Below are 20,846 nucleotides of genomic sequence, written 5' to 3' on the forward strand. Positions count from 1 at the left end.
TGACATTGGCGGTCAAAAAATTTCGCAAGAATTTGGCGTAAGGGAGAGAAAAATAAATGCGCAGCAGAAAAACGACGGAAATACGCCGTGAGGAAATCTTGCGAGCGGCGCTGTTTATTGTGGAACAGCAGGGCTTAGATAATTTGAATACCAATGCGATTGCCGCTGTGATTCAGTTGGTGCCATCCGCTATTTACCGGCATTTTAAAAATAAAGAAGAAATAATTGCGGCTCTGATTGACTTTATTGGCGAGCGTCTGCAGCAAAATTTGCAGCAAGCGACAACGCAGGAGGGGACGGCGATGGAACGTTTAAAATGTCTCTTTGAACTTCATGTGAAATTGCTGCAAGAAGAGCCGGCGATTCCACGCATTCTTTATTTTCTAATCAGCAGTGAGCGCAATCAGGAATTGAAACAAAAGATGCTCGCTGAAATTAACGCTTATGTATATGAAACGAAAAAGCTGTTGCTCCAAGGGAAAAAAGCTGGTGAAATCAACCAGGCAGTGGATGTTACGGCGGCGGCCATGATGTTTTTAGGTATGATCCAGCCCCTTGTCATTCTCAGCCAAGAGAATAAGGCCGTATTGGACGAGTATCCGCAGAAACTGTGGAAATGTTATCAGCGCACGATTGATTTCTAGAAAAAACGTAAAATCAAGCGGGGCAAAAAGAGCAACTATATTGAAACAAATATAGCTTTTTGGCAGGGGATTCACTCCCAACGACGAATAGAAGAAATAAATAATACTTCTACGAAAGAAGTGTAATACACACGAATGTGTAACAGCCAGTGTTGTTTCCTGCCGATTGCGGCAGGAAACTGATTGGCTGTTGTTTTTTTGCTTCCTTAAGTATATAGGTTTTAGCGAAGGGAAGGGGAGTGTTATGTGTAAATCATGCGGTTGTTTTTCGCTGGGGACAAGCCAGCTGAAGCTTCTGATTAAAGACTTGGATGCCCAGCAGGCGCAAGAAGTGGAGACGTTCTTGCTCGGAATTCCCGGAATCAAACACGTCCATATTCATGCGGACAATGGCAAAGCGACAATCCATTACTTAACAAAGCAGCTGTCTCAAGATACGATCATTCAGTTGCTCAAGGACTATCATCCCCAAAAAGCAAAAACATTTTTGGGGAAATGGTGGTAAAAAAAGCTGGGCGAAAAAATTCACCCAGCTAAAGGAATGCATTTTAGAAGAATAAAGCAGTTCTTAAGAAGAGTGCTTTCGGATTTCGATGGTTTTCACCAGCTTACACAATGTATCGTTGACTGGAGTGGGAATTCCTAGCGCGAGGCCTTCTTTTACAATAGCTCCGTTGATGAAATCAATTTCCGTTTTACTGCCGCGTTCTATATCTTGACGCATAGAAGATTTGTTGTCATAGGTGTTGCGAGCAACGTCGCGGACCCATTCGAGCGGATCTGCTACTAAAAAGTCAATTTTTTTGGCTGCGGCAACGCGAGTGGCTTCGTTGACCACGGCTTCTTGGAGACTTCGGGTCTCTTTATGATCAAGCAGTTCACCGTTAGTGAGCATGGTAATAGCTGTTAAAGCATTGATGCCTACGTTGACCACCAGTTTACTCCAAATTAAGCTGTCGACATTTTGGCTGGTGTGCATTTCAAAACCAGCCGTAGAAAAAGTGTCAACTACTTGTTTAAGCCGTGGCGTTATGTTGCCGCTTAACTCGCCTATCGTAATTTCGCCGACACCGCTTGGTTTGAGTTTTCCTGGAGCGAGGCGCGTACAGCCAAAGGACGTAGTGCCTGCTAAAATACGGTGATGTCCCAGAATATTGCCGATAATATCCACGTTCCCTACGCCGTTCTGCACAGTTAGGATCATGGTGTCGGGGCGTACGATGGAGAGACAGTCTGTGGCCGCTTGCTCAGTGTCGTACGATTTGACTGCGATTATAATTAAATCTGGCTCCGCGGCATCTTGGATATGGGTTGTTGTTTTGACCGGTATGGCTTCTGTTTTTCCATTGGGTCGTTCGATTAATAAGCCATGAGCATTCATGCAAGCAACATGTTCTTGCCAGGTGTCTACCAAGGTGACATCTAGGCCGCCTTGGGCGAGCATAGAGCCAAACAGGCCGCCAATGGCACCTGAACCAACAACAGCAATTTTCATAACAGTGACCTCCTCGGTTTTGAATCTGAACGTACACTTCCACGCTCGTAAGAAAAACCCTTTAAAAATAGAAGCATGGCAATACAAAAAAAGTGAGTAGAAAGGAACTTGGTTGTATGAATTTTACCTTTTCGAATCCAACCAAACTTATTTTTGGGGAAGGCGCCATTGCCAAGCTTGGCGATGAAGTTATTGAAAAAGGAGTACAAAAAGTACTGCTCCTTGCAGGGGGCGGTTCCATTAAAAAGAATGGCGTATATGCTCAAGTCATGGCCTCGCTGCGTGAAAAAAATATTATCGTTGTTGAGTGTTGGGGAATTCGCTCTAATCCCGAGCTGGCAAAGGTGTATGAAGCCATCCAAATAGCTCGTGAAGAAGCAGTGGAAGCGGTTTTGGCGGTGGGTGGCGGCAGTGTTATTGATACAGCTAAGGCTGTTGCGGCGGGGGTTTATCTGAACGACATTTGGCAAGCCTTTGAATGGAAAGTCGCCATTCAAAAGGCGCTGCCTATTTTTACGGTGCTGACATTGTCGGCAACGGCTTCTGAAATGAATGGAAATGCGGTGATTACCAAGGCGGAAGCAAAAAGCAAATGGGGGATTGGCAGTCCACGGCTATATCCGCAAGTTTCTATTGTCGACCCCGGCATCCAATGCAGCTTGCCTTGGAAGCAAACCGTTAGCGGTGCTGTCGATGTGCTGGCTCATATCATGGAATACTATTGTATGGGAAACGAAGAAGAAACAAGCCTTGCCATTGATGAAGCGTTAATGAAAACGGTTATTGCCATGGTGGACAAGCTGCAGAAAGATCCGGAACATACTGTAAGCCGGGCTAATCTAGCTTGGGCGGCTACCCTAGGTTTGAATGGTATTAGCGGCGCGGGCCTGCGCGGTGGAGATTGGGCGTGCCATATGATGGAACATAGTGTAAGCGCTTTTTATCCTCAAATTTCTCATGGAGATGGGTTGGGAATTATTATTCCGGCGTGGATGCAGTATGTGCAAAAGACCAATCCAAAACAGTTTACGCGATTTGCGCGCAATGTATGGAACTGCAATAGCGTAGAAAAGGCAATTGTCGCTTGGCAGGAGAAATTGGTACAGTGGGGGAGTGCGACAAGGCTGCGTGATTTGGGCGTGGCAGAAACGCAGTTAGAGCCTATGTCGGCTAATGCAGTGAGCAACGGACCTATAGGGAAACTGCAGCGCCTTGAGAAGGATGATGTCGCTCGAATTTTGCATTTGGCGTACTAGTTAAAATCGTATGAAAAGATACTAGAGAGGTGTGAATAAGTAGTGGAAAACTATACGGTGACTTTTCCGGGATATACCGTATCGGAAAATGATTATGCGGCTGTTCCAGCCATATGCTCTGCGTATGGAAAAACTGCCGTGATAATCGGCGGTAAAAAAGCAATGGGAAAAGCGAAGGACCTAGTAGCGGCAGCAGTAGCAGGAAGCGACATTGAAATCATTGACTTTCTTTGGTTTGGAGGCGAGGCTGCATATGAAAATGTCGCTATTTTGAAAATGCAGGATAGCGTGCAAAAAGCAGATATGATTTTTGCCGTTGGCGGAGGCAAGGTAATGGATACTTGCAAAGTGTTGGCGCAAATATTGGATAAGCCCTATTTCACGTTTCCGACGATTGCCAGTAATTGCGCAGCTTTTACCAGCTTAGCCGTTATGTATCGCTTAGATGGTTCGTTCAAAGAACTTTCGTTTTCCAAAGTACATCCTATACATGTGTTTCTCTGTTTAAACTTGTTTGCCGATGCACCGTCCAAGTATCTGTGGGCAGGTATGGGCGATACGATTGCAAAGTATTATGAAGCAACCCTATCGGCGCGCGGTAAGGAGCTGGAATACGCCAACGCCATGGGGGTTCAGCTCAGCGCCTTATGTGCCGAACCTATTTTTCGCAATGGGCAAAAAGCATTGGCGGATAATGTAAAGCAAGTCCTAAGCCGTGAACTGGAACAAACGGCTCTGGCAATTGTTGTGACGACAGGCATGGTTTCGAACTATGTCACGCAAGATTACAATGGTCATATCGCGCATGCGCTATATTGCTCGCTGGTTTCTTTGCCCCAAATTGAAAAAAAGCATCTTCATGGAGAGGTGGTTGCATATGGGGTGCTAATCTTATTAGCTTGCGACGAAAACTCCAAAGAACTTGCACGAATGGTTTCTTTTTGTCGCACCGTTGGTCTACCAACGTGTTTGGAGGATATTGACGTAACCATGGAGGAAATGGAGAAAATACTGGATCAAACAGTTGAAAGTCAGGAATTGGTTTGTTCGCCGTATGAAGTCAAGAAAACGATGCTGCGAGATGCAGTTTTGTATATGGAAGCCTATGCGAAGCAAAGCGGCTCTGCGACCAAGGCGGTAATGGTTTGAATGTAGCTGCTTGCTATATATAAAACAAATACGATTAAGAGGAGCGATGGGGATGAATTTTCCGAAACGTAAACTGGCGATTGTGGGTGTAGGGCATGTAGGGTCAGCGGTGCTGAATTGTGCATTGTCCTTCAATTTAGCGGCGGACATTGCCGTGATTGATATTCTGGAAGAAAAAGCCATGGGAGAGGCGCTGGATGCCAGCCATGGTACGCCTTATACCTTTAGCCCTAGCGTTCATGTGCATGCAGGGGGCTATGAGGAGTGCAAGGACGCGGACGTGATTATCGTTGCCGCCGGGCCAAGCATTCTTCCTGGCGCTAATCTCGACAGGCTGCTGCTGGCGGAGAGCAATGTCAAAACCATTCATGATGTCATGACTTCCATTACAAAGTATACGAAAGAAGCCATTATTATCATGATTACTAACCCCTTGGATATTACTACTTACTGCGCTCAAAACCTCTTCGATTATCCTAAACACAAGATTTTTGGCACCGGTACTACCTTGGAGACCGCGCGGCTGCGCAGAATTCTCGGTAACAAATACAATATTGATCCCAAGAATGTACACGGCTATATTCTGGGCGAACATGGCAACTCGGCTTTCCCGGCATGGAGCCTGGTGAATGTCGCCGGGATTCCTGCGGCTAAGCTGGATGCGTATTTTCCGGCCCAGGAGCCTTTGGACTACGATAAGACCGGCGCGGCGGTGGTCAATGTCGCCTATGACGTGCTGAACTACAAAGGCTGCACCAATTCCGGCATCGCCATGGTGGCCTGCCGTTTGGCCAGAGCGGTCTTCTACAACGAAAACAGCATTTTCCCGGTATCCACGACCCTAACCGGTGAATACGGCTTGGCCGATATTGCCCTGAGTTTGCCTTGCGTCGTAAATTCCGATGGTATACGTCAGCGCTTGGAAGTAGCACTTAATGAAAAGGAAATCGGCAAATTAAAAGCAAGCTTTGAAAATTTGGGACAGGTGTTGAAATCGGTGGGCGTTAAAAAGTAAACCAATCTAAATTAAGGAGACAGACAAATGACGATGGCAGTAGAACAAGTAAGTTTTCCCCAGAATGTGTTTCGCGGACGCGGGGCATTGCAGCAAATTGGCTCGTATTGTAAGAGCCTAGGCGCCCCAGTGTTCATTTTAGGAGGCAAGACGGCTCTTGCGAAAACACAAAAAGCGCTGGAAGCCAATCTGCAGGCGGCGGGCGTGCAAGTAGCCGCTGTAGAGTGGTATGGCGGCGAATGTACACAGGACAACATTGATCGTTTGGCGACTGGCGTGCGTCAGCACGATGTGAAGGTGATTATTGCCGTGGGCGGCGGCAAGGCGCTGGATACAGGCAAGCTGACAGGAGACGCCTGCGGCGTGCCTGTAGTAACCGTGCCGACCATTGCGGCTACTTGCGCTGCGGCTACGCCGGTAGCGGTGCTCTACGACAACGACAGCGTCTTTATTCGCATTGTCTCCTTCCCTAATTGCCCGGTGGGCATGGTGATTGATACGGACGTGCTGCTGGCAGCTCCGGAAGAGCATTTGGCAGCCGGCCTGGGAGACACCTTGGCCAAATGGTACGAATACCGCGCTGCCATTCAATGCGTGGAGCAGAACAGCTTGAGCCTGGCAGCCTTGGCCCAGGGCCGTTTGTGCTACGATTTGGTGGCGAAGTTTGGCGGCGAAGCGCAAAAGGCGGTTGCAACCAAGCAATATCATACTGCATTGGAAGCGGCGGCAGACGCTATAATTCTGTACGCCGGCATGGCTTCTATTTATGGCGGCGAGCAGCTGCGTTCTTCCGCGGCGCATGCCTTGTACAACGCCTTCACGATTATTCCAGAAGCCCATGAAATGGGGCATGGTCGGACAGTTGGATACGGAAATCTTTGCTTATTGGCGTTGGAGGGACGACCGGATGAAGAGCTTCTGGAGGCCATTGGAATTGCTAAAGCTTGCGGCGTGCCGGTGACTAGCCAACAGATTGCTAAAACAACAGCGGCTCAACTGGAGGCTGTTGCAGCAAAAGCCGTATCGCTGCCAGATATGAAAAACATGCCGGTGACTGTGACTACGGAGATAATGCTCCAGGCGATTGCCCGCGTGGATGCACTGAGCGTTTAAGAAATGAGATGGCGATAGTGGGGAACCTGTCAGACGAGAATGTTCGTCGGGCAGGTTCTTTTTTTAACAAGCGAGCTGTTTGGCAGGAAAATGTCTGGTAATGCAGAATATACATAAATCAATAAAGGCCTTCACGAAGAAGGCGTAAATACACACGAATGTGTAACAATCATTATTAGCGATTGCTTCTTTTGGCAACCGCTATTGATTGTTGCTTTTTTATGTAAAAATGGTGTGCTCGGATTACAGAAATTGACGCAAAGAAGAGCGGAAGCGTTCTAAGGGGGTCTGATATGTTTATCGAATTTCAAGGAAATGCATTTTATCTTAAGCAATCCAAATATAGCAAAGCAGTGAAGCGGTCTTTGAAATGCAAAACATATCTAGGGGCGACTGTTGCAAATGCATTGAAAAATCTGGAGAAACATCTCTCATCGGAACATGCTGAGTACGAAAAATTAGTACAGCAAATTTGCTCTTTTAAAGAAAAATACGCATATGAAGTGACTAGTAAAGAGCTTCAAAAACTGCTTGCACGCCTGCCGGAGTGTTCTGTGGAGCAAAAAGTGCAGGCGCTGAAGCAGAACCTTGATGAGGAGTATCGGTTGAGGGTCGTTGGGCGGGAGTTATAAGGGGAAACTTAGAGTGACAAAAGGGGAAAAACTGTGAATATACAAGAAAAAATTGATAGACGCTGGTCTCGTTCAGCGGTAGGGTATAGCTGCATTGTCTGTGATGAGTTGCATAGCTTTCGTCCGGCGGCGTGGGTTTCGTTGATTGCAACGCAGCTAGGAAGTGAATCGGGGCGCGAGGTATTAGATATTGGTACAGGTCCTGGCTTTTTCTCCATTATTTTGGCGCAAGCAGGTTATCGCACAACAGGCATTGACTGTAGTGCGGCGATGCTGGAGCAAGCGAAGCGAAATGCCGTGGCCCAAAATGTTGCGCCGACATTTGCGCTGATGGATAGTCATGAGCTGACGTTCCCGGACAATCACTTTGATCTGGTGCTTAGCCGAAATGTTACCTGGACACAATTGCAACCGGTAAAGGCGTATCAAGAGTGGAAGCGAGTCTTAAAGCCAGGTGGAACGTTGCTGGTCTTTGACGCGAACTGGAATCGGTATCGGTATGATGAGGGTTTAATGGCGCAAGTTTTAGAGCGCGAGCAGAAATTTCGTGCGCGCTACGGCGCACCATATGATACATATGAAGGCCCGGAAGAAGAGCGAGAGCTAGGGATTGCATTGCCGCTGGATAGTCAAGTTAGGCCCTGGTGGGATAATGGCGTCTTGAGTGCCTTGGGCTTTGAGAATATTGTTAATGACTTGGATATTACGCAGCAAGTGTGGGATGAAAAAGAGCGGTTGCTATATGGGGCGACACCTATGTTTATGATTGTTGCACAGAAAACGAAAAAGGAGATTATGGCATGAACGGTTGTCCAGCATGGAAGCAGGACTTAACAAAAGAAGTGCAAGACTATTGGCGCTTGCGATCTGAAAGTTATTCTGCACAAAACTTAGAGGAACTGCATAGCTTTAAACGCGAAGCTTGGCGCTCGGTTATTTTGGAGCAAGCGCCGGCGAAGGAAACGTTGAGCATCTTGGATGTGGGGACTGGTCCAGGTTTTTTCGCTATTAATTTAGCGCTCGCCGGACATGAGGTTACGGCGGTGGATTTGACGCAAGCTATGTTGAACGAGGCTCGTAAAAACGCGCTTCATTACGGAGCAAAGGTGCATTTTTTGCAGGCTAATGTTCACGACCTGCCGTTTGAAGAGGCAACCTTCGATTTGATCGTGTGCCGTAATGTAGTATGGAACCTCGAGAAGCCAGAAGCAGCCTTGGCGGAGTGGGCTCGAGTTTTGCGTCCGGGAGGAAGAATGCTTTATTTTGATGCAAACTGGTATTTATATTTATTCGATGAGAAGCGGCGGCTTGCTTATGAAAAAGACTGCCGGGAAGCGGCACGGCTTTATAAGCCTGCGGCTGTGCAGACGCCGGCTATAGGTGCAAAAATGGAAGAAATTGCCTATGAATTGCCGTTGTCGTGCCAGAAGCGTCCCCAGTGGGATCGGAGTGCCGTTGGGAAAGTGGGATTGCAGCTTGTATGTATTGATGAAACTATCGGCAAACGGGTTTGGTCGGACGAAGAGCAGCTGCGGTATGCGTCGATGCCGTTGTTTATGGTTTGTGCAGAAAGGCCTTGTTGATGCGGCATTATATTCTGAAACGATGCATTCAACTCATTCCAATTCTTTTTGGGATTACTTTTTTGTCGTTTTCGATGATGCATCTGACGGCGGATGATGCAGTCGATATGCTGTATGAGCAATCTGGGGCGGTTTCAGAAGAAGTAAAAACGGCACGGCGTGCCCAATTAGGGCTGGATCAACCATTTCTGGTGCAGTACGGATCTTGGCTTGCCGGAGTGCTGACAGGGGATATGGGGCAATCTTATGTTTCTAATAAGCGGGTGTTTGAAACCTTTGCGACGAAGCTTCCTGCGACGGCGGAGTTAATGCTTGCTTCTTTGGGAGCGACGTTGCTGTTGGCGACGCCGCTAGGCGTTTGGGCGGCAGTTCGTCAGAATACTTGGATTGATTATTTTCTGCGATGTGCGAGCTTTGTAGGCAATTCGCTGCCTAATTTTTTTGTGGCCTTATTATTGATTTATTTTTTTGCGTTGAAATTAGAGCTGTTACCCATTATGGGGAACCAGGCGGACTGGCATACGGTGATATTGCCAGCTTGTACGTTGGCGATATCTATGGGGGCCAAGTATATGCGGCAAATTCGAGCAGTGGTACTGGATGAGTTGGAAAAGCCGTATGTAGAGGGGGCTAGAGCGCGTGGAATTCCAGAAGGTGTGATCTTGTTTCGCAGTGTTTTAAAAAGCGTTTGTATTACGATTATTACGTTGGCCGCCTTGTCTTGCGGCTCTCTTTTGGGAGGGACGGCGATTGTAGAGTCGATTTTTATGTGGGATGGAGTAGGTAAAATGGCGGTTGACGCTATTTTGACCCGTGATTATCCATTGATACAGGCGTATGTTATTTGGATGTCTGTGATTTATGTGCTGGTAAATCTTATAGCGGATTTAATCTATCATTATCTGGATCCCCGTGTTCATGTAGACGAAAGCGGTGAAGGATGATGAGACGATATAGGAGCTTGTTCTTTTATGGACTGCCCGTGTGTATTCTTTTGGCTATCGCTGCCTTTGCTCCACATCTTGCACCGCATGATCCTTATATGCAGGACTTGTCGGCAGCTCTTAAAGCGCCAGACAGTATTCATTGGCTGGGGACGGATCGCTACGGAAGAGACGTGTTTTCCCGGGTGCTGGTCGGGGCGCAGACCACTATTTTTTCATCCTTGCTGCTCTTAGGGGTCATTGCCCTTTTTGGTAGCTTGGTGGGGATTGTCAGTGGCTATTGCAGCGGACGAGTGGATGCCTGTTTGATGCGTCTGGCTGATGTATTTTTAGCATTTCCAGAAATGGTTTTTGCCGTTGCGGTGGCAGCGGTGCTAGGAGGCGGAATTTTAAACGCAGTAGGGGCGCTGGCCCTGGTAGCGTGGCCTAAGTATGCGCGCCTAGCCAGAGGATTGGTATTCACTGTGCGGCATATGCCGTACATAACGGTAGCCAAAATGAATGGAACTACAAGCCTAGGTGTTATGAAAAATCACATATTGCCGAATATTGCGGGGCCTGTGATGGTAACTGCCGCTTTAGATGTGGGTACGATTATGATGGAATTGGCAGGTTTGTCATTCTTAGGTTTAGGTGCGATGCCGCCGATGGCGGAATGGGGGGCGATGATGAACAACGGACGCAGCATGATCCAAACGGCTCCGTGGGTGGTTCTTGCGCCTGGGGGAGCAATATTTTTAACTGTAGCGGTTTTTAATTTGTTTGGCGATCGCGTGCGAGATTATCTGGATCCAAAGCAATTGAAAGGGTAAGGTGAACGTATGAAAAAAACAATGATAGCGTATTTAATGCTGCTTGTCATGGCGGCGCTACTGGCTGGCTGTAGCAATTCTAGCGGTCCGGCGGCGAAAGAGAAAGTATTTCGGTATGGAACCATGGCCTATGGTCCGGCAATGCAGAATGCAGGTACAAATCCACATGATACCTATTGCGGCTGGAGTACGATTCGTTACGGTATTGGTGAAACGCTGTTCAAATTTGACAACAAAATGGAGATTCAGCCTTGGTTAGCGGACAGTTATAAGCAGATCGATGAGTATACCGTGCAAATTCATTTGCGCGATAATCTTACCTTTTCTAATGGAAAAAAAGTTACCGGCGCTGCGGTAAAAGCGTGCTTGGAAGATCTTATTGCCAAACATGACCGGGCGCCAGAGGACTTGAAAATCAAGAATATAGAGGCGGATGGACAATTCATCACCATTACGTCTAAGGCCAAGGTTCCGGCCTTGTTAAACTATTTGTCTGATCCGTATGGTGCGATTATTGATATGGAAGCCGGTGAGAAAGACCGGGTTGTTATAGGGACGGGGCCATATGCGGCCGAAAAAGTGACCGATACGGAAATAACGCTGGTGAAAAACAAGCATTATTGGGGGGAAACACCTAAATTGGAGCGGGTTGTTGTCAAAAGCATTACTGACGGCGATACGCTGACTATGGCTATGCAAAACGGTGAAATTGATGCTGTGCAAGGGCTTCCTTATGCGAGTTTGAAACTGTTCCAAGATGAAAATAAATACAAAATCAGCGCTACCAATACTTCGCGCGTATATCAAGCTGCGTTTAACTATAAGACAGAAGCTTTGCAGGATAGCCGCGTGCGTAAAGCCATTTCGATGGCTATTGACAAGAATGGCTTTACCCAAGTATTGCTGCATGGAAATGGAACTCCGGCAGTAGGGCCGTTTCCGGCAAATTTGCGTTTTGGCGGTGATGTAGTTAAAGCGCCGCAATACGATCTGGAAGCGGCTAAAAAGCTGTTGGCCGAGGCTGGTTATGCTGATACTAACGGAGACGGTTATGTTGAGAAAAACGGCAAACCTTTAGAATTGAGGTGGCTTACCTATACGTCTCGCCAAGAATTGCCTCTTTTAGCGGAAGCGGCGCAAGCGTCCTTGAAGAATATTGGTATTAAATTGCTTGTTAACGCGACCGATAATTACAAGAGCTTTTTGAAACGCGGCGAATATGACGTATATGCTAAAGCCATCGTTACGGCACCTACGGGGGATCCTGAATACTATTTCACAACGCATGTTTTGGATAATTCTGCGTATAACCATGGCTTTTACCACAATGACCGCATGGAACAGATGGCGGAGGAACTGCGTAATACTTTTGACAAGGATAAACGCGCAGAAATGGCTGTGCGTATGCAGCAGTTATTATTAGACGACAGTGCCTTTTTCTATGCGGCGCATCTGAAAATGTCCTTTGTTATGAAAAAAAATGTCAAAGGCTTTGAAGCCCATCCGTCAGATTATTACGAGATTACCCCTGCGCTGGATATATAAGAGAAGATGCGGGAGCAAAGACAATGCGGGATAACTTATTAGAAGTGAAGAACCTGTCGGTTGCGTATGGAACCAAAGCAGTTTTAGAGCAAATTAGCTTTACGTTGTCGCGCGGAGATGTTGTGGCGGTAGTTGGCGCTTCGGGCAGCGGTAAGAGCACGCTACTAAATACGCTAATGGGGCTGGGCGGAAAAACCAGGCGGATTCTTTCGGGGAGTATCAAATTCAAAGGGCAAGAACTTTTAGCATTCCATGCTGGTCAATGGCGAACTTTGCGTGGTAAAGACATTGCGAAAGTGCATCAAGACACGGGGGCTTCTTTTTGTCCGATTCGAAAAATCGGTGCGCAGCTTTATGAACAAGCTCAAGCTCACGGAAATAGCTCTAAAGAAGACATAAAAGAACGAGCCAATCAGCTTATGGAGAAAATGAATCTGCCCTTCTCTATCTGGGATGAATATCCCTTTCGTCTTTCCGGCGGCATGGCTCAGCGTGTCGGTATTTTATCGGCTCTTTTACTGAAGCCGACCCTTATTTTAGCTGACGAGCCAACGTCGGCGCTGGATACGGTGACCCAGGTTCAGGTAGTGAAGGAACTGCTGCGTCTTCGGACGGATATGGGTTTGTCATTACTTCTTGTTACGCATCAGTTAGCCATGGCGCGTGCCATGGCTAACTATGTTTTGATTATGCAGCAAGGCAGAATTGTGGAAGCAGGGCCGTGTGAGAGTGTGTTTAAACAGCCGCAGCATGCATATACCAAAGAGCTTTTAGCGGCGGCAGCCATGGAGTGAGGGAAAATAGAATGGAACCAGTATTGCTAGTTAGTGAGGTACAAAAGACGTTTAATGGAAAAAATGGTAAAAAGCCAGTGCTGCAGAATATTTCTTTCTCTGTTATGCAGGGGGAGTGCGTTGGCGTTGTAGGGCAAAGCGGTTCAGGAAAAAGTACGTTGGCGAAGATCATTGCTGGCTTGTTGCCGGCCGACGGTGGCCGCGTAGCTCTCGGTGGCCGACAGGTTTTATATGGAGACGACTCCAGTCTGAGGTATGCATATCAGCATTTGCAGATGGTTTTTCAACAGCCCTATGACTCTTTTAATCCGCGAAAAACTCTCGGATGGAGTCTACAGGAAGGTTTGAAAAATCGTGGGCTTAAGTCTAAAGTCGCGGAGGAGGAGACGACGAAATTTTTGCAATTAGTCGGTTTGAATGAAAGTTTTAAGGCACGTTATCCTCATGAGATCAGTGGAGGAGAATGCCAGCGCGCCGCTATAGCTAGGGCGTTAGCTATGCAGCCGATATTTTTGATTTGCGATGAAATTACCAGCGCGCTAGACGCTTCGATACAGCTGCAAATTATAGAGCTTTTACAGTCCCTCTGTACCAAACTGTGCATTGCCTGTCTATTTATTTCACATGACTTATCATTGATTAAACGACTGAGCCAAAAGATCGTAGTATTGCATGATGGTGCTATTGTAGAAACTGGGATGACTGCGAAAGTGTTGCAAAAGCCAAAGTCGCGCTGGACGCAAGAACTTTTAAAGGCAGAAGAATTTTTTAATAAAACAGTACAGGTCTAATTGGTTGATTAGCGCAAAAATGAATGAAATATTCTGTGAGAATAAATTGGTATGATAATACCTATATCGGACATCATGTGCTTCCCTATGCCTAAATTGGAACTGCTGATGTCGGAGTGTTGTTAGTTTGATTGAATATGAAATCCACAAAGGATTACGAACTCCGAAGAGTTTATTCTTTCGTGTTTTTTTCGTTTTAAAAAAATTTTTTGTGCAAAATTATAGCTTCGGGGATGTTGAGATGACCAAAAGTGTTACGTTAGTTGTTAGTGGTGCCTGTATTTCCATTACTTTGTTGGTGAGAAAAACCTTTTTGATAAAAACTATGAGGAACAATATAATTACCCTGTGTCTGGGCGTTTGTTTGGCATTTCACTAAGTAAAAAATTTTAAAAGGGACGAAATGCACATATGAAGGATGAAGCTTGCTTTTTTAATGCGTTGGCGGCGTAATGGAATTTAGCTTGCTAGAAGCAATCATTAAAAACCAGAAATGGTAAGGATTCCCCAAAAGGCGTAAATGCTCAAAGCATAGGGCGAGTGATGCCGCCGCGGATTTTGCAGCGGACAGAGCTTATATATCCTGATGCTATGCGGAGACAGCGTGTTGAAGGAAAGGTCATAGTGCGTATGCTTGTGCTGGAAGATGGCAGTGTTGGCGGGGTAAGCGTTGTGACTTCATCAGGATGTGAAGAGTTGGGCGAAGCGGCCATGGCAACGGTACAATAGTGGTGGTTTGGACCGGCAAGGTATAAAAATGGAGGCCCGCTACGTAGCAGAACGACACTGTCGGTAGTAGTTCGTTTGCGAGAATAAACTATCTTTTGCGAAAGAGAGTTTGCAGGGAATTTTCTAAAAACGAAGAATGATTATACATAGTAATGCTTTCACGAAGGAAGCGTAATACACACGAATGTGTAACAGCTGCAAATTCGTCTGCCATCCGCAGGCGTAATTGGGCTGTTGTTTTTTATGTCAAAAGAAGAAAGGTTGTTGTGGAAGATGAAGAAAAAGACAGCTCTCTATCTTATAATGTGCGGTATGCTAATGACAGCATTGCTGCTGACAGGGTGCGGAGGAAAAAATGAAGCGAAGACCCCGGCGGATGCGATTGTCTTGGGGGTTGAAAATGAGTCTGCCAAAGTAAATCCGCTCTTTACAGACGAGCATGATGATGCGGTAATGCTGATCTTTACAGGATTGACCCGATACAATGAAAAGAACGAATTGACGCCGGATTTAGCGGAATCCTGGCAGGTAAGCGCGGATCAAAAGGAATACATATTCAAGCTGCGGCAAAACGTAAAATGGCATGACGGCCAGCCTTTTACAGCGGAAGACGTTAAATTTACGATTGATACGGCATTAGACAAAAAAAGCAATTCGACCATTCGCGAACGTTTTGAAGAAATTCAAGAGGTAAGCGTACTGGATCCCTATACGGTCAAGATTGTTTTAAAGACGCCCTTTCCCTTGCTTGACGCTATGACGACCGGCATGATTCCGAAACATGCCTTAGCGGGAAAAGACGTGAATCAAGATGCCTTTAACGCCCAGCCGATTGGCACAGGACCTTTCCGTCTGAGCCAATGGCAAAAAGGACAAGCGATGACGTTAGAAGCTAATAAGGAGTTTTATCGGGGCGCTCCGAAAGTGGCGAAAGTGATCTTGAAGTTCCTGCCGGATCAGAATGTTCGGGCGCTGCAGTTGGAAACCGGAGAAATTGATGTAGCTCTTGTCGATCCGGCTCAAGTGGAGCGGGTGAAAAAAGTGCAGAGTCTCCAAGTGGAACGTGTGGTAACCGCGGATTATCGCTGTTTGATGTATAATCGCCAATTTCCCTTATGGAATGATGCGCGTGTGCGCCAGGCGTTGAATTTTGCCGTAGACCGGGAGGCGCTGGTAAAAGGCGTGATGCTTGGCTGGGGCAAAGCGGCTTATGGACCGCTGCAGCTCAATTGGGCCAATAACAGTGCGGTAGAAACATACGCCTATAATCCGGCAAAGGCGAAAGAGCTACTGGCGGCGGCAGGCTATACGCCGGGCGCGGACGGGATGCTGCAAAAAGACGGGAAGAAGCTGACCTTTAAAATTACTACCTTTGCCCATGACCCGGTGCGGGTTTCCTTAGCGAACGCCTTGTCTACGCAGTTTAAACAAATTGGCGTAGACGCTGTGCCGGATCCGCGAGAAAAGGGGTCCTTTAAAATCGCAGACATGGAAACATTTTTGTTGGGCTGGGGCAGTCCCTTTGATCCGGATCAAGATACGTACCGGATCTTCCATGGCAGCGACCCCAGCGGCCAAAACTATGAACACTATAAAAACGCTAAGGTAGATGCGGCTTTGACAGCGGCGCGGCAAACAATGAATCAAGAAGCGCGCAAAGGATTGTACGCTCAGTTCCAGCAAGCGTTGGCAGAGGATCCGCCGTTTAATTTCTTGGTTTACTTGGATGTTGCCGTAGTGCATAATAAAAGCATCGGCGGCTTTAAGGCAAGGACGTTGGGCCATCATGGCGCCGGTTATACTTGGAATGTGGAAGAATGGAGCAAGACTCCCTGATGTTGCTGTTTATTTTGCGGAGGCTGCTGGCTAGTGTGCCGGTGCTGCTGGTTGTCAGCCTCTGCTCCTTTTTCTTTATTCATACGGCTCATGGAGATCCGGCGGTGGCCATGTACGGCAGCCAGTTGGAGCGGATGCGCCCGGCGGACCAGGAGCGCATTCGTGAAAACTTGGGGCTGGATCAACCATTGCCTGTACAGTATGGACGCTGGCTGTCACAGGCTATGCAAGGCGAATTGGGAACTTCATATATTACCGGTCGCCCGGTATCGCAAATGCTGGCGGAGAGACTACCGCGCACCATTGTGTTGAATGTGAGCGCGTTGGCGCTGATGGTCTGCCTGGCGGTTGCTGTGGGCTTGGCTAGCGCCATTCGGCAATATTCGTGGCTTGATTATCTGGCGACGTTTTTTTCGTTTCTCTTTTTTTCCATTCCTAGCTTTTGGCTGGCGTTGTTAGCGATTTTGTTTTTTAGCGTCTATTTAGGCTGGCTGCCATCCGCTGGCATGGCTTCTTTAGGGAATGATGGAGATTGGCTCGACCGGCTGCGGCATTTGCTGCTGCCGGTCGTTGTGCTGGCGTTAAGTCATGTGGGCGCTTATATTCGCTTTGTGCGGTCCAGCATGCTGGAAGTGCTGGGCAAGGAATATATTCGTATGGCCCATGCCAAAGGCTTATCGCCGCGAAGAGTGCATTATCTGCATGCCTTTCGCAATGCCTTGGTGCCTGTTATTACTTATGGCGGGTTATCTTTTTCTTCTCTTGTCGGGGGCGGTTATCTGGTGGAGACGGTATTTGCTTATCCAGGATTGGGACAATTAAGCATTCAAGCCGCCTCCATGCGCGATTATCCGCTGTTGATGGGAACGATATTGCTAACAGGCTGCTTTGTCGTCGCCGGAAACTTGCTGGCGGATATTGCCTGCGCTTGGGTAGATCCCAGACTGACGGTGGAAGGGCTGCGAAAGAAGGTGGGCGGCATTGGGTAACAAGGCTTTTTGGAAGCGTCTGGTGCGCCACCGTTTGGGGCAGGGCGGTTTAATCGTCTTGGCGATTATGCTCTTACTGGCTGCTGCGGCGCCGCTTCTGGCGGCGTATAGCCCGATAGACGCCGACTTAGCAGCCGTGCGGCAGCCTCCTAACGGTATGCATCTATTTGGTACGGATGAATTGGGACGTGATATTTTCAGCCGCCTGTTGTATGGAGCGAGGGTGTCCCTGGCGGTGGGCATTGCTTCGGTGGCTCTTGCGACTACCCTGGGGCTTCTGTACGGCGTGGTCAGCGGCTATACAGGGGGCTTGGCGGATAACGCGCTGATGCGCTTGTTGGATGGCTTGCTTTCGGTGCCTACGCTGGTGCTGGTTATTGCCTTGCAGGCGCTGAGCGGTCAAGGCTTTCAAAGTGTTATTGGGGTAATTGCGGCTACCAGTTGGATGCAGACCGCCCGTATTGTGCGGACCGAGTTTTTAGCTGTGAAACAGCAGCCCTTTGTGCAGGCGGCGCTTACATGCGGCGCAAGCGACGGAACGTTGATTTGGCGGCATATCTTGCCGAATTGTTTGCCTTCGGTTGTCGTGTTGGCGACGATGAGCGTGGGCCATGCGATTGTAACGGAAGCGGCTCTCAGCTTTCTGGGCATGGGGATTCCGCCGCACCTTCCTTCATGGGGGAATATGCTGATGGGCGGGCAGCGGAGCATTTTAGCGGGCGCCTGGTGGATTACTTTTTTCCCGGGCTGCTTTATTGTCTTGACCGTATTAGCCATTAACTTCTTGGGAGATGCGGTGCGAGACGCTCTTGACCCGTTGGGAGGCAAAGGAAATTTCGGAGCAAAAGGAGAGGCGTCATGAAGGAGTCTTGTTTGTCCTTGCGCCATGTGTCGGTTTCTATTGATGGCGCGCCTTTAGTTCGGGATGTGACCTTTGATGTGCCTGCCGGTGAAGTCTTGGGTTTGGTAGGAGAAAGCGGCAGTGGCAAGTCGTTGACGCTGCAGGCGGTGATGGGACTGGCCGGTATGGGGCGCAACAATGTGCAGGTTCAAGGGGAAGCCTGGTTTCAAGGAAAAAACCTATGCGCCTTGAAGCCGGAGGAGCTGCGCGCGCTGCGCGGTGCGGCGATCGGCATGGTCTTCCAAGATCCCCTGGCGTCGCTGAATCCGGTATTGCCTGTAGGCTGGCAAGTAGCGGAGCTTTTTCGGGTGCATCGGAAGCTGTCGCGTCGAGAGGCTGGAGTCGGGGCGAGACAAGCCCTGCTTCGTGCGGGTGTTACAAAGCCGGAAGAGCTGTACTATCGCTTTCCGCACCAATTGTCAGGCGGTCAGCGGCAGAGAGTGCTGATTGCTATGGCTGTGGCGCTGGAGCCTCCTTTGATCATCGCAGATGAGCCGACTACCGCCTTGGATGTGACCTTGCAAGCGCAGATTATCGAAGAATTGCGCCGCTTGCAGCAAGAGGGAGGAAGCTCGGTGCTTTTGGTCTCTCATGATATGGGCGTGATTGCAGAGCTGGCGGATCAGGTGGCGGTCATGCGCGAGGGGCGTGTGGTAGAACAGGGAAGCTGCATGGAAATTTTTGATGCGCCTCAGGAGGCCTATACGCAGCGCTTGTTGGCAGCCAGTCGCTTCGAATTGATAGAGGAGGCGGCGCATGAGTCTGCTTGTAGTTGAAAACGCTTGTTGCCGTTATCGGTTGCATTCGCATTGGCTGGCCGGACACAAAGAAGTAAAGGCCGTAGAAAAGGTATCCTTGCAGATTGCCGAAGGAGAGCGCTTTGCGTTAGCTGGAGAAAGCGGCAGCGGGAAGAGTACGCTGGCGAGAGCGATCTTGTTATTGGAGCCATTGGCATCAGGAAAAATTCTTTTTGATGGTGCGGATATTTCCGCACTAAAGGGGAAGGCGCAAAAAAATTATCGCCGCCAAGTGCAGATGGTGTTTCAAGACGCTTATTCTTCCATGAATCCCCGTATGCAAGTAGGCGAAATTCTAGCGGAACCGGTACGCTCTTTTGCTCTAGAAGAAAATGAAGCTCGCGCAAAGAAGCGGATCAGCAGTATGCTGGAATGCTGCGGTTTGTACGCTAAAGTTCTGGCGCGGTATCCGGGAGAACTTTCCGGCGGGGAGTGCCAGCGAGTTGCCTTGGCTAGGGCTCTTTTGCCGCAGCCAAGGCTGGTTGTTTTTGATGAGGCTACGTCGAGTTTGGATGTGACGCTGCAGAATCAGATTCTTGGCTTGCTGCATCAAGTGCGGCAGCAGATGAATTTGACCTATCTTTTCATTACGCATAATCTAGCCATGCTGCCCCACGTCGCGGACCGCGTCGGCATTATGCAAGAAGGCAGGCTGGTAGAAGTCTTACCTGCGCATCAGTTAACGCAAGGAAAACATTCTTATACGCAAAAGCTGCTGGCGGCAGCCCCGGTGACACATCCGAAGGATCGAAGAGCCTTGTCAAAGTAATGGCGTATAGAATTTGCCACGCCGCTTTTATGTATGCTAGAGACGAGGTATAATGAATGTTGTAATCGTAGGAAGAACTAGAATGCAAGATATTGTTGTATGGAGGCGGCGGAAATGGCAAAGTTAACCTTGGAAAAAGCGCAAGGCATTTTAAAGAAACATGTTACGGAAAAACACTTACTATTGCACGCTCAGGCGGTTAGCGCAGCAATGGAAGCAATGGGAGAATATTTTCAAGAGGATGCGGCTCATTGGGCGGCTATCGGCTATTTGCATGATGTTGACTATGAAAAATATCCGGAGGAGCACTGTCAGCATGTGCGGGAGCTTTTAGGCGGCGAAGATGTGGAAGAGGCCGATATCCGTGCTATTCTTTCCCATGGCTATGGTCTTTGCACAGAGGAATGCGAGCCTCTTACAAACTTGGAAAAAAGCTTGTTTACTGTAGATGAACTGACTGGCATTATTATGGCTGCTGCTTTAATGCGCCCTACGGGCATTGAGGATATGGAAGTGAAAAGCCTGAAGAAAAAATTCAAGGATAAAAGCTTTGCCGCTAAATGCAACCGCGAGGTCATTAACCAAGGCTTTGCCCTGTTAAATCTGGAGGCGAATACGGTCATGCAATGCTGTATCGAAGGCATGCGGAAGTACAAAGATCAATTAGGAATTGGCGCCAAATAAGAAGCGCGCAGACGGAAGAAGTTTGCTGGACGACGAAAAACGACTTGACAAAAAGAACAAAACTGCTAGTATTTAAATTAGTAAAGAAAACCGCATAAAGAGGGTTTAGGTGCCCGTGAGGGCTTAATAGGGAAGTCCGGTGTAATACCGGCGCGGTCCCGCCACTGTAATGGGAGAGTTGCTTCAAAAGATACCACTGGAAGAATGGTTCCGGGAAGGTTTGAAGCCGCGATGATCCAGAGCCAGGAGAACTGCCTAACCAACAATCACCGCTATACCTGCGAGCGACAGGAAGGGGATTTCGTGAGACGATTTTACATAGTAAGACTGACCATTCCAGGTCAGTCTTATTTTATTTTATGTAAAAT

Annotated in this window: 22 protein-coding genes and 1 riboswitch; of the genes, 21 read left to right on the plus strand and 1 reads right to left on the minus strand. The window is 48.1% G+C overall.

Annotation, left to right across the window (positions count from 1 at the left end; genetic code table 11):
* Positions 1 to 56: 56 nt before the first annotated feature.
* Both PHF27_RS07530 and PHF27_RS07535 read left to right on the plus strand, forming a co-directional pair.
* Positions 57 to 644, plus strand: coding sequence for a TetR/AcrR family transcriptional regulator (locus PHF27_RS07530; RefSeq protein ID WP_300067988.1), 588 nt, complete (start codon positions 57 to 59; stop codon positions 642 to 644).
* A gap of 244 nt (positions 645 to 888) precedes the next feature.
* The gene (locus tag PHF27_RS07535) at positions 889 to 1,149 is read left to right on the plus strand and encodes a hypothetical protein (RefSeq protein ID WP_300067991.1); all 261 of its coding nucleotides are present in this window, start codon (positions 889 to 891) and stop codon (positions 1,147 to 1,149) included.
* Positions 1,150 to 1,212: 63 nt separating this feature from the next.
* On the opposite strand, the gene PHF27_RS07540 is transcribed toward PHF27_RS07535, so the two are convergent.
* Entirely contained in the window at positions 1,213 to 2,139 is a 927-nt protein-coding gene (locus PHF27_RS07540; protein WP_300067994.1) for a 2-dehydropantoate 2-reductase, read from the minus strand.
* Between the two features lie 116 nt (positions 2,140 to 2,255).
* On the opposite strand from PHF27_RS07540, the gene PHF27_RS07545 reads away from it, so the two are divergent.
* The 19 genes from PHF27_RS07545 to PHF27_RS07635 all read left to right on the plus strand — a co-directional run bounded on the left by PHF27_RS07545 (position 2,256) and on the right by PHF27_RS07635 (position 20,478).
* Positions 2,256 to 3,395 carry an iron-containing alcohol dehydrogenase gene (locus tag PHF27_RS07545; protein ID WP_300067997.1) on the plus strand — a complete coding sequence of 380 codons (1,140 nt, stop codon included), beginning with the start codon at positions 2,256 to 2,258 and terminating at the stop codon, positions 3,393 to 3,395.
* 42 nt (positions 3,396 to 3,437) lie between these two features.
* Positions 3,438 to 4,544 (plus strand): iron-containing alcohol dehydrogenase family protein, encoded by a 1,107-nt coding sequence (locus PHF27_RS07550; protein ID WP_300067999.1) that lies wholly within the window; start codon positions 3,438 to 3,440, stop codon positions 4,542 to 4,544.
* Between the two features lie 52 nt (positions 4,545 to 4,596).
* Positions 4,597 to 5,559: an L-lactate dehydrogenase gene (locus PHF27_RS07555; protein WP_300068002.1), complete on the plus strand. Its 963-nt coding sequence runs from the start codon at positions 4,597 to 4,599 to the stop codon at positions 5,557 to 5,559.
* Positions 5,560 to 5,586: 27 nt separating this feature from the next.
* Positions 5,587 to 6,672: an iron-containing alcohol dehydrogenase family protein gene (locus tag PHF27_RS07560; protein ID WP_300068005.1), complete on the plus strand. Its 1,086-nt coding sequence runs from the start codon at positions 5,587 to 5,589 to the stop codon at positions 6,670 to 6,672.
* A 293-nt stretch (positions 6,673 to 6,965) separates the two neighbouring features.
* Positions 6,966 to 7,304 carry a hypothetical protein gene (locus tag PHF27_RS07565; RefSeq protein WP_300068008.1) on the plus strand — a complete coding sequence of 113 codons (339 nt, stop codon included), beginning with the start codon at positions 6,966 to 6,968 and terminating at the stop codon, positions 7,302 to 7,304.
* Positions 7,305 to 7,337: 33 nt separating this feature from the next.
* Complete coding sequence (locus PHF27_RS07570; RefSeq protein ID WP_300068011.1) at positions 7,338 to 8,108, plus strand: class I SAM-dependent methyltransferase; 771 nt, start codon at positions 7,338 to 7,340, stop codon at positions 8,106 to 8,108.
* Positions 8,105 to 8,887, plus strand: coding sequence for a class I SAM-dependent methyltransferase (locus tag PHF27_RS07575; RefSeq protein WP_300068013.1), 783 nt, complete (start codon positions 8,105 to 8,107; stop codon positions 8,885 to 8,887). Before PHF27_RS07570 ends, PHF27_RS07575 begins: the two co-directional genes overlap by 4 nt.
* Positions 8,887 to 9,831: a nickel ABC transporter permease gene (gene nikB / locus PHF27_RS07580; RefSeq protein WP_300068016.1), complete on the plus strand. Its 945-nt coding sequence runs from the start codon at positions 8,887 to 8,889 to the stop codon at positions 9,829 to 9,831. The genes PHF27_RS07575 and nikB overlap by 1 nt, the downstream gene beginning before the upstream one ends.
* Positions 9,828 to 10,643 (plus strand): nickel transporter permease, encoded by an 816-nt coding sequence (gene nikC, locus PHF27_RS07585; protein ID WP_363320047.1) that lies wholly within the window; start codon positions 9,828 to 9,830, stop codon positions 10,641 to 10,643. The genes nikB and nikC overlap by 4 nt, the downstream gene beginning before the upstream one ends.
* A gap of 9 nt (positions 10,644 to 10,652) precedes the next feature.
* Entirely contained in the window at positions 10,653 to 12,188 is a 1,536-nt protein-coding gene (locus PHF27_RS07590; RefSeq protein ID WP_300068019.1) for an ABC transporter substrate-binding protein, read from the plus strand.
* Positions 12,189 to 12,211: 23 nt separating this feature from the next.
* Positions 12,212 to 12,982, plus strand: a complete 771-nt coding sequence (locus PHF27_RS07595; RefSeq protein ID WP_300068022.1) for an ABC transporter ATP-binding protein — start codon at positions 12,212 to 12,214, stop codon at positions 12,980 to 12,982.
* Between the two features lie 11 nt (positions 12,983 to 12,993).
* Positions 12,994 to 13,773: a dipeptide/oligopeptide/nickel ABC transporter ATP-binding protein gene (locus PHF27_RS07600; protein WP_300068024.1), complete on the plus strand. Its 780-nt coding sequence runs from the start codon at positions 12,994 to 12,996 to the stop codon at positions 13,771 to 13,773.
* Between the two features lie 543 nt (positions 13,774 to 14,316).
* The gene (locus tag PHF27_RS07605; protein ID WP_300068027.1) at positions 14,317 to 14,502 is read left to right on the plus strand and encodes an energy transducer TonB; all 186 of its coding nucleotides are present in this window, start codon (positions 14,317 to 14,319) and stop codon (positions 14,500 to 14,502) included.
* A 318-nt stretch (positions 14,503 to 14,820) separates the two neighbouring features.
* Positions 14,821 to 16,338 carry an ABC transporter substrate-binding protein gene (locus tag PHF27_RS07610; RefSeq protein WP_300068029.1) on the plus strand — a complete coding sequence of 506 codons (1,518 nt, stop codon included), beginning with the start codon at positions 14,821 to 14,823 and terminating at the stop codon, positions 16,336 to 16,338.
* Positions 16,320 to 17,327 carry an ABC transporter permease gene (locus PHF27_RS07615; RefSeq protein WP_300068032.1) on the plus strand — a complete coding sequence of 336 codons (1,008 nt, stop codon included), beginning with the start codon at positions 16,320 to 16,322 and terminating at the stop codon, positions 17,325 to 17,327. The genes PHF27_RS07610 and PHF27_RS07615 overlap by 19 nt, the downstream gene beginning before the upstream one ends.
* A complete protein-coding gene (locus PHF27_RS07620; protein WP_300068034.1) occupies positions 17,320 to 18,189 on the plus strand; it encodes an ABC transporter permease in 870 nt (289 codons plus the stop codon). Before PHF27_RS07615 ends, PHF27_RS07620 begins: the two co-directional genes overlap by 8 nt.
* A complete protein-coding gene (locus PHF27_RS07625) occupies positions 18,186 to 19,004 on the plus strand; it encodes an ABC transporter ATP-binding protein (RefSeq protein WP_300068036.1) in 819 nt (272 codons plus the stop codon). Before PHF27_RS07620 ends, PHF27_RS07625 begins: the two co-directional genes overlap by 4 nt.
* On the plus strand, positions 18,985 to 19,794 hold the full coding sequence (locus tag PHF27_RS07630) for an ATP-binding cassette domain-containing protein (protein WP_300068039.1): 810 nt from the start codon (positions 18,985 to 18,987) through the stop codon (positions 19,792 to 19,794). The genes PHF27_RS07625 and PHF27_RS07630 overlap by 20 nt, the downstream gene beginning before the upstream one ends.
* 114 nt (positions 19,795 to 19,908) lie before the next feature.
* Positions 19,909 to 20,478 carry a hypothetical protein gene (locus PHF27_RS07635; protein WP_300068042.1) on the plus strand — a complete coding sequence of 190 codons (570 nt, stop codon included), beginning with the start codon at positions 19,909 to 19,911 and terminating at the stop codon, positions 20,476 to 20,478.
* A gap of 90 nt (positions 20,479 to 20,568) precedes the next feature.
* Positions 20,569 to 20,752, plus strand: a riboswitch (cobalamin riboswitch).
* Positions 20,753 to 20,846 lie beyond the last annotated feature (94 nt).

Origin of the sequence: Anaeromusa sp. (assembly GCF_028691475.1) — a bacterium.
Classification (GTDB): Bacteria; Bacillota; Negativicutes; order Anaeromusales; family Anaeromusaceae; genus Anaeromusa.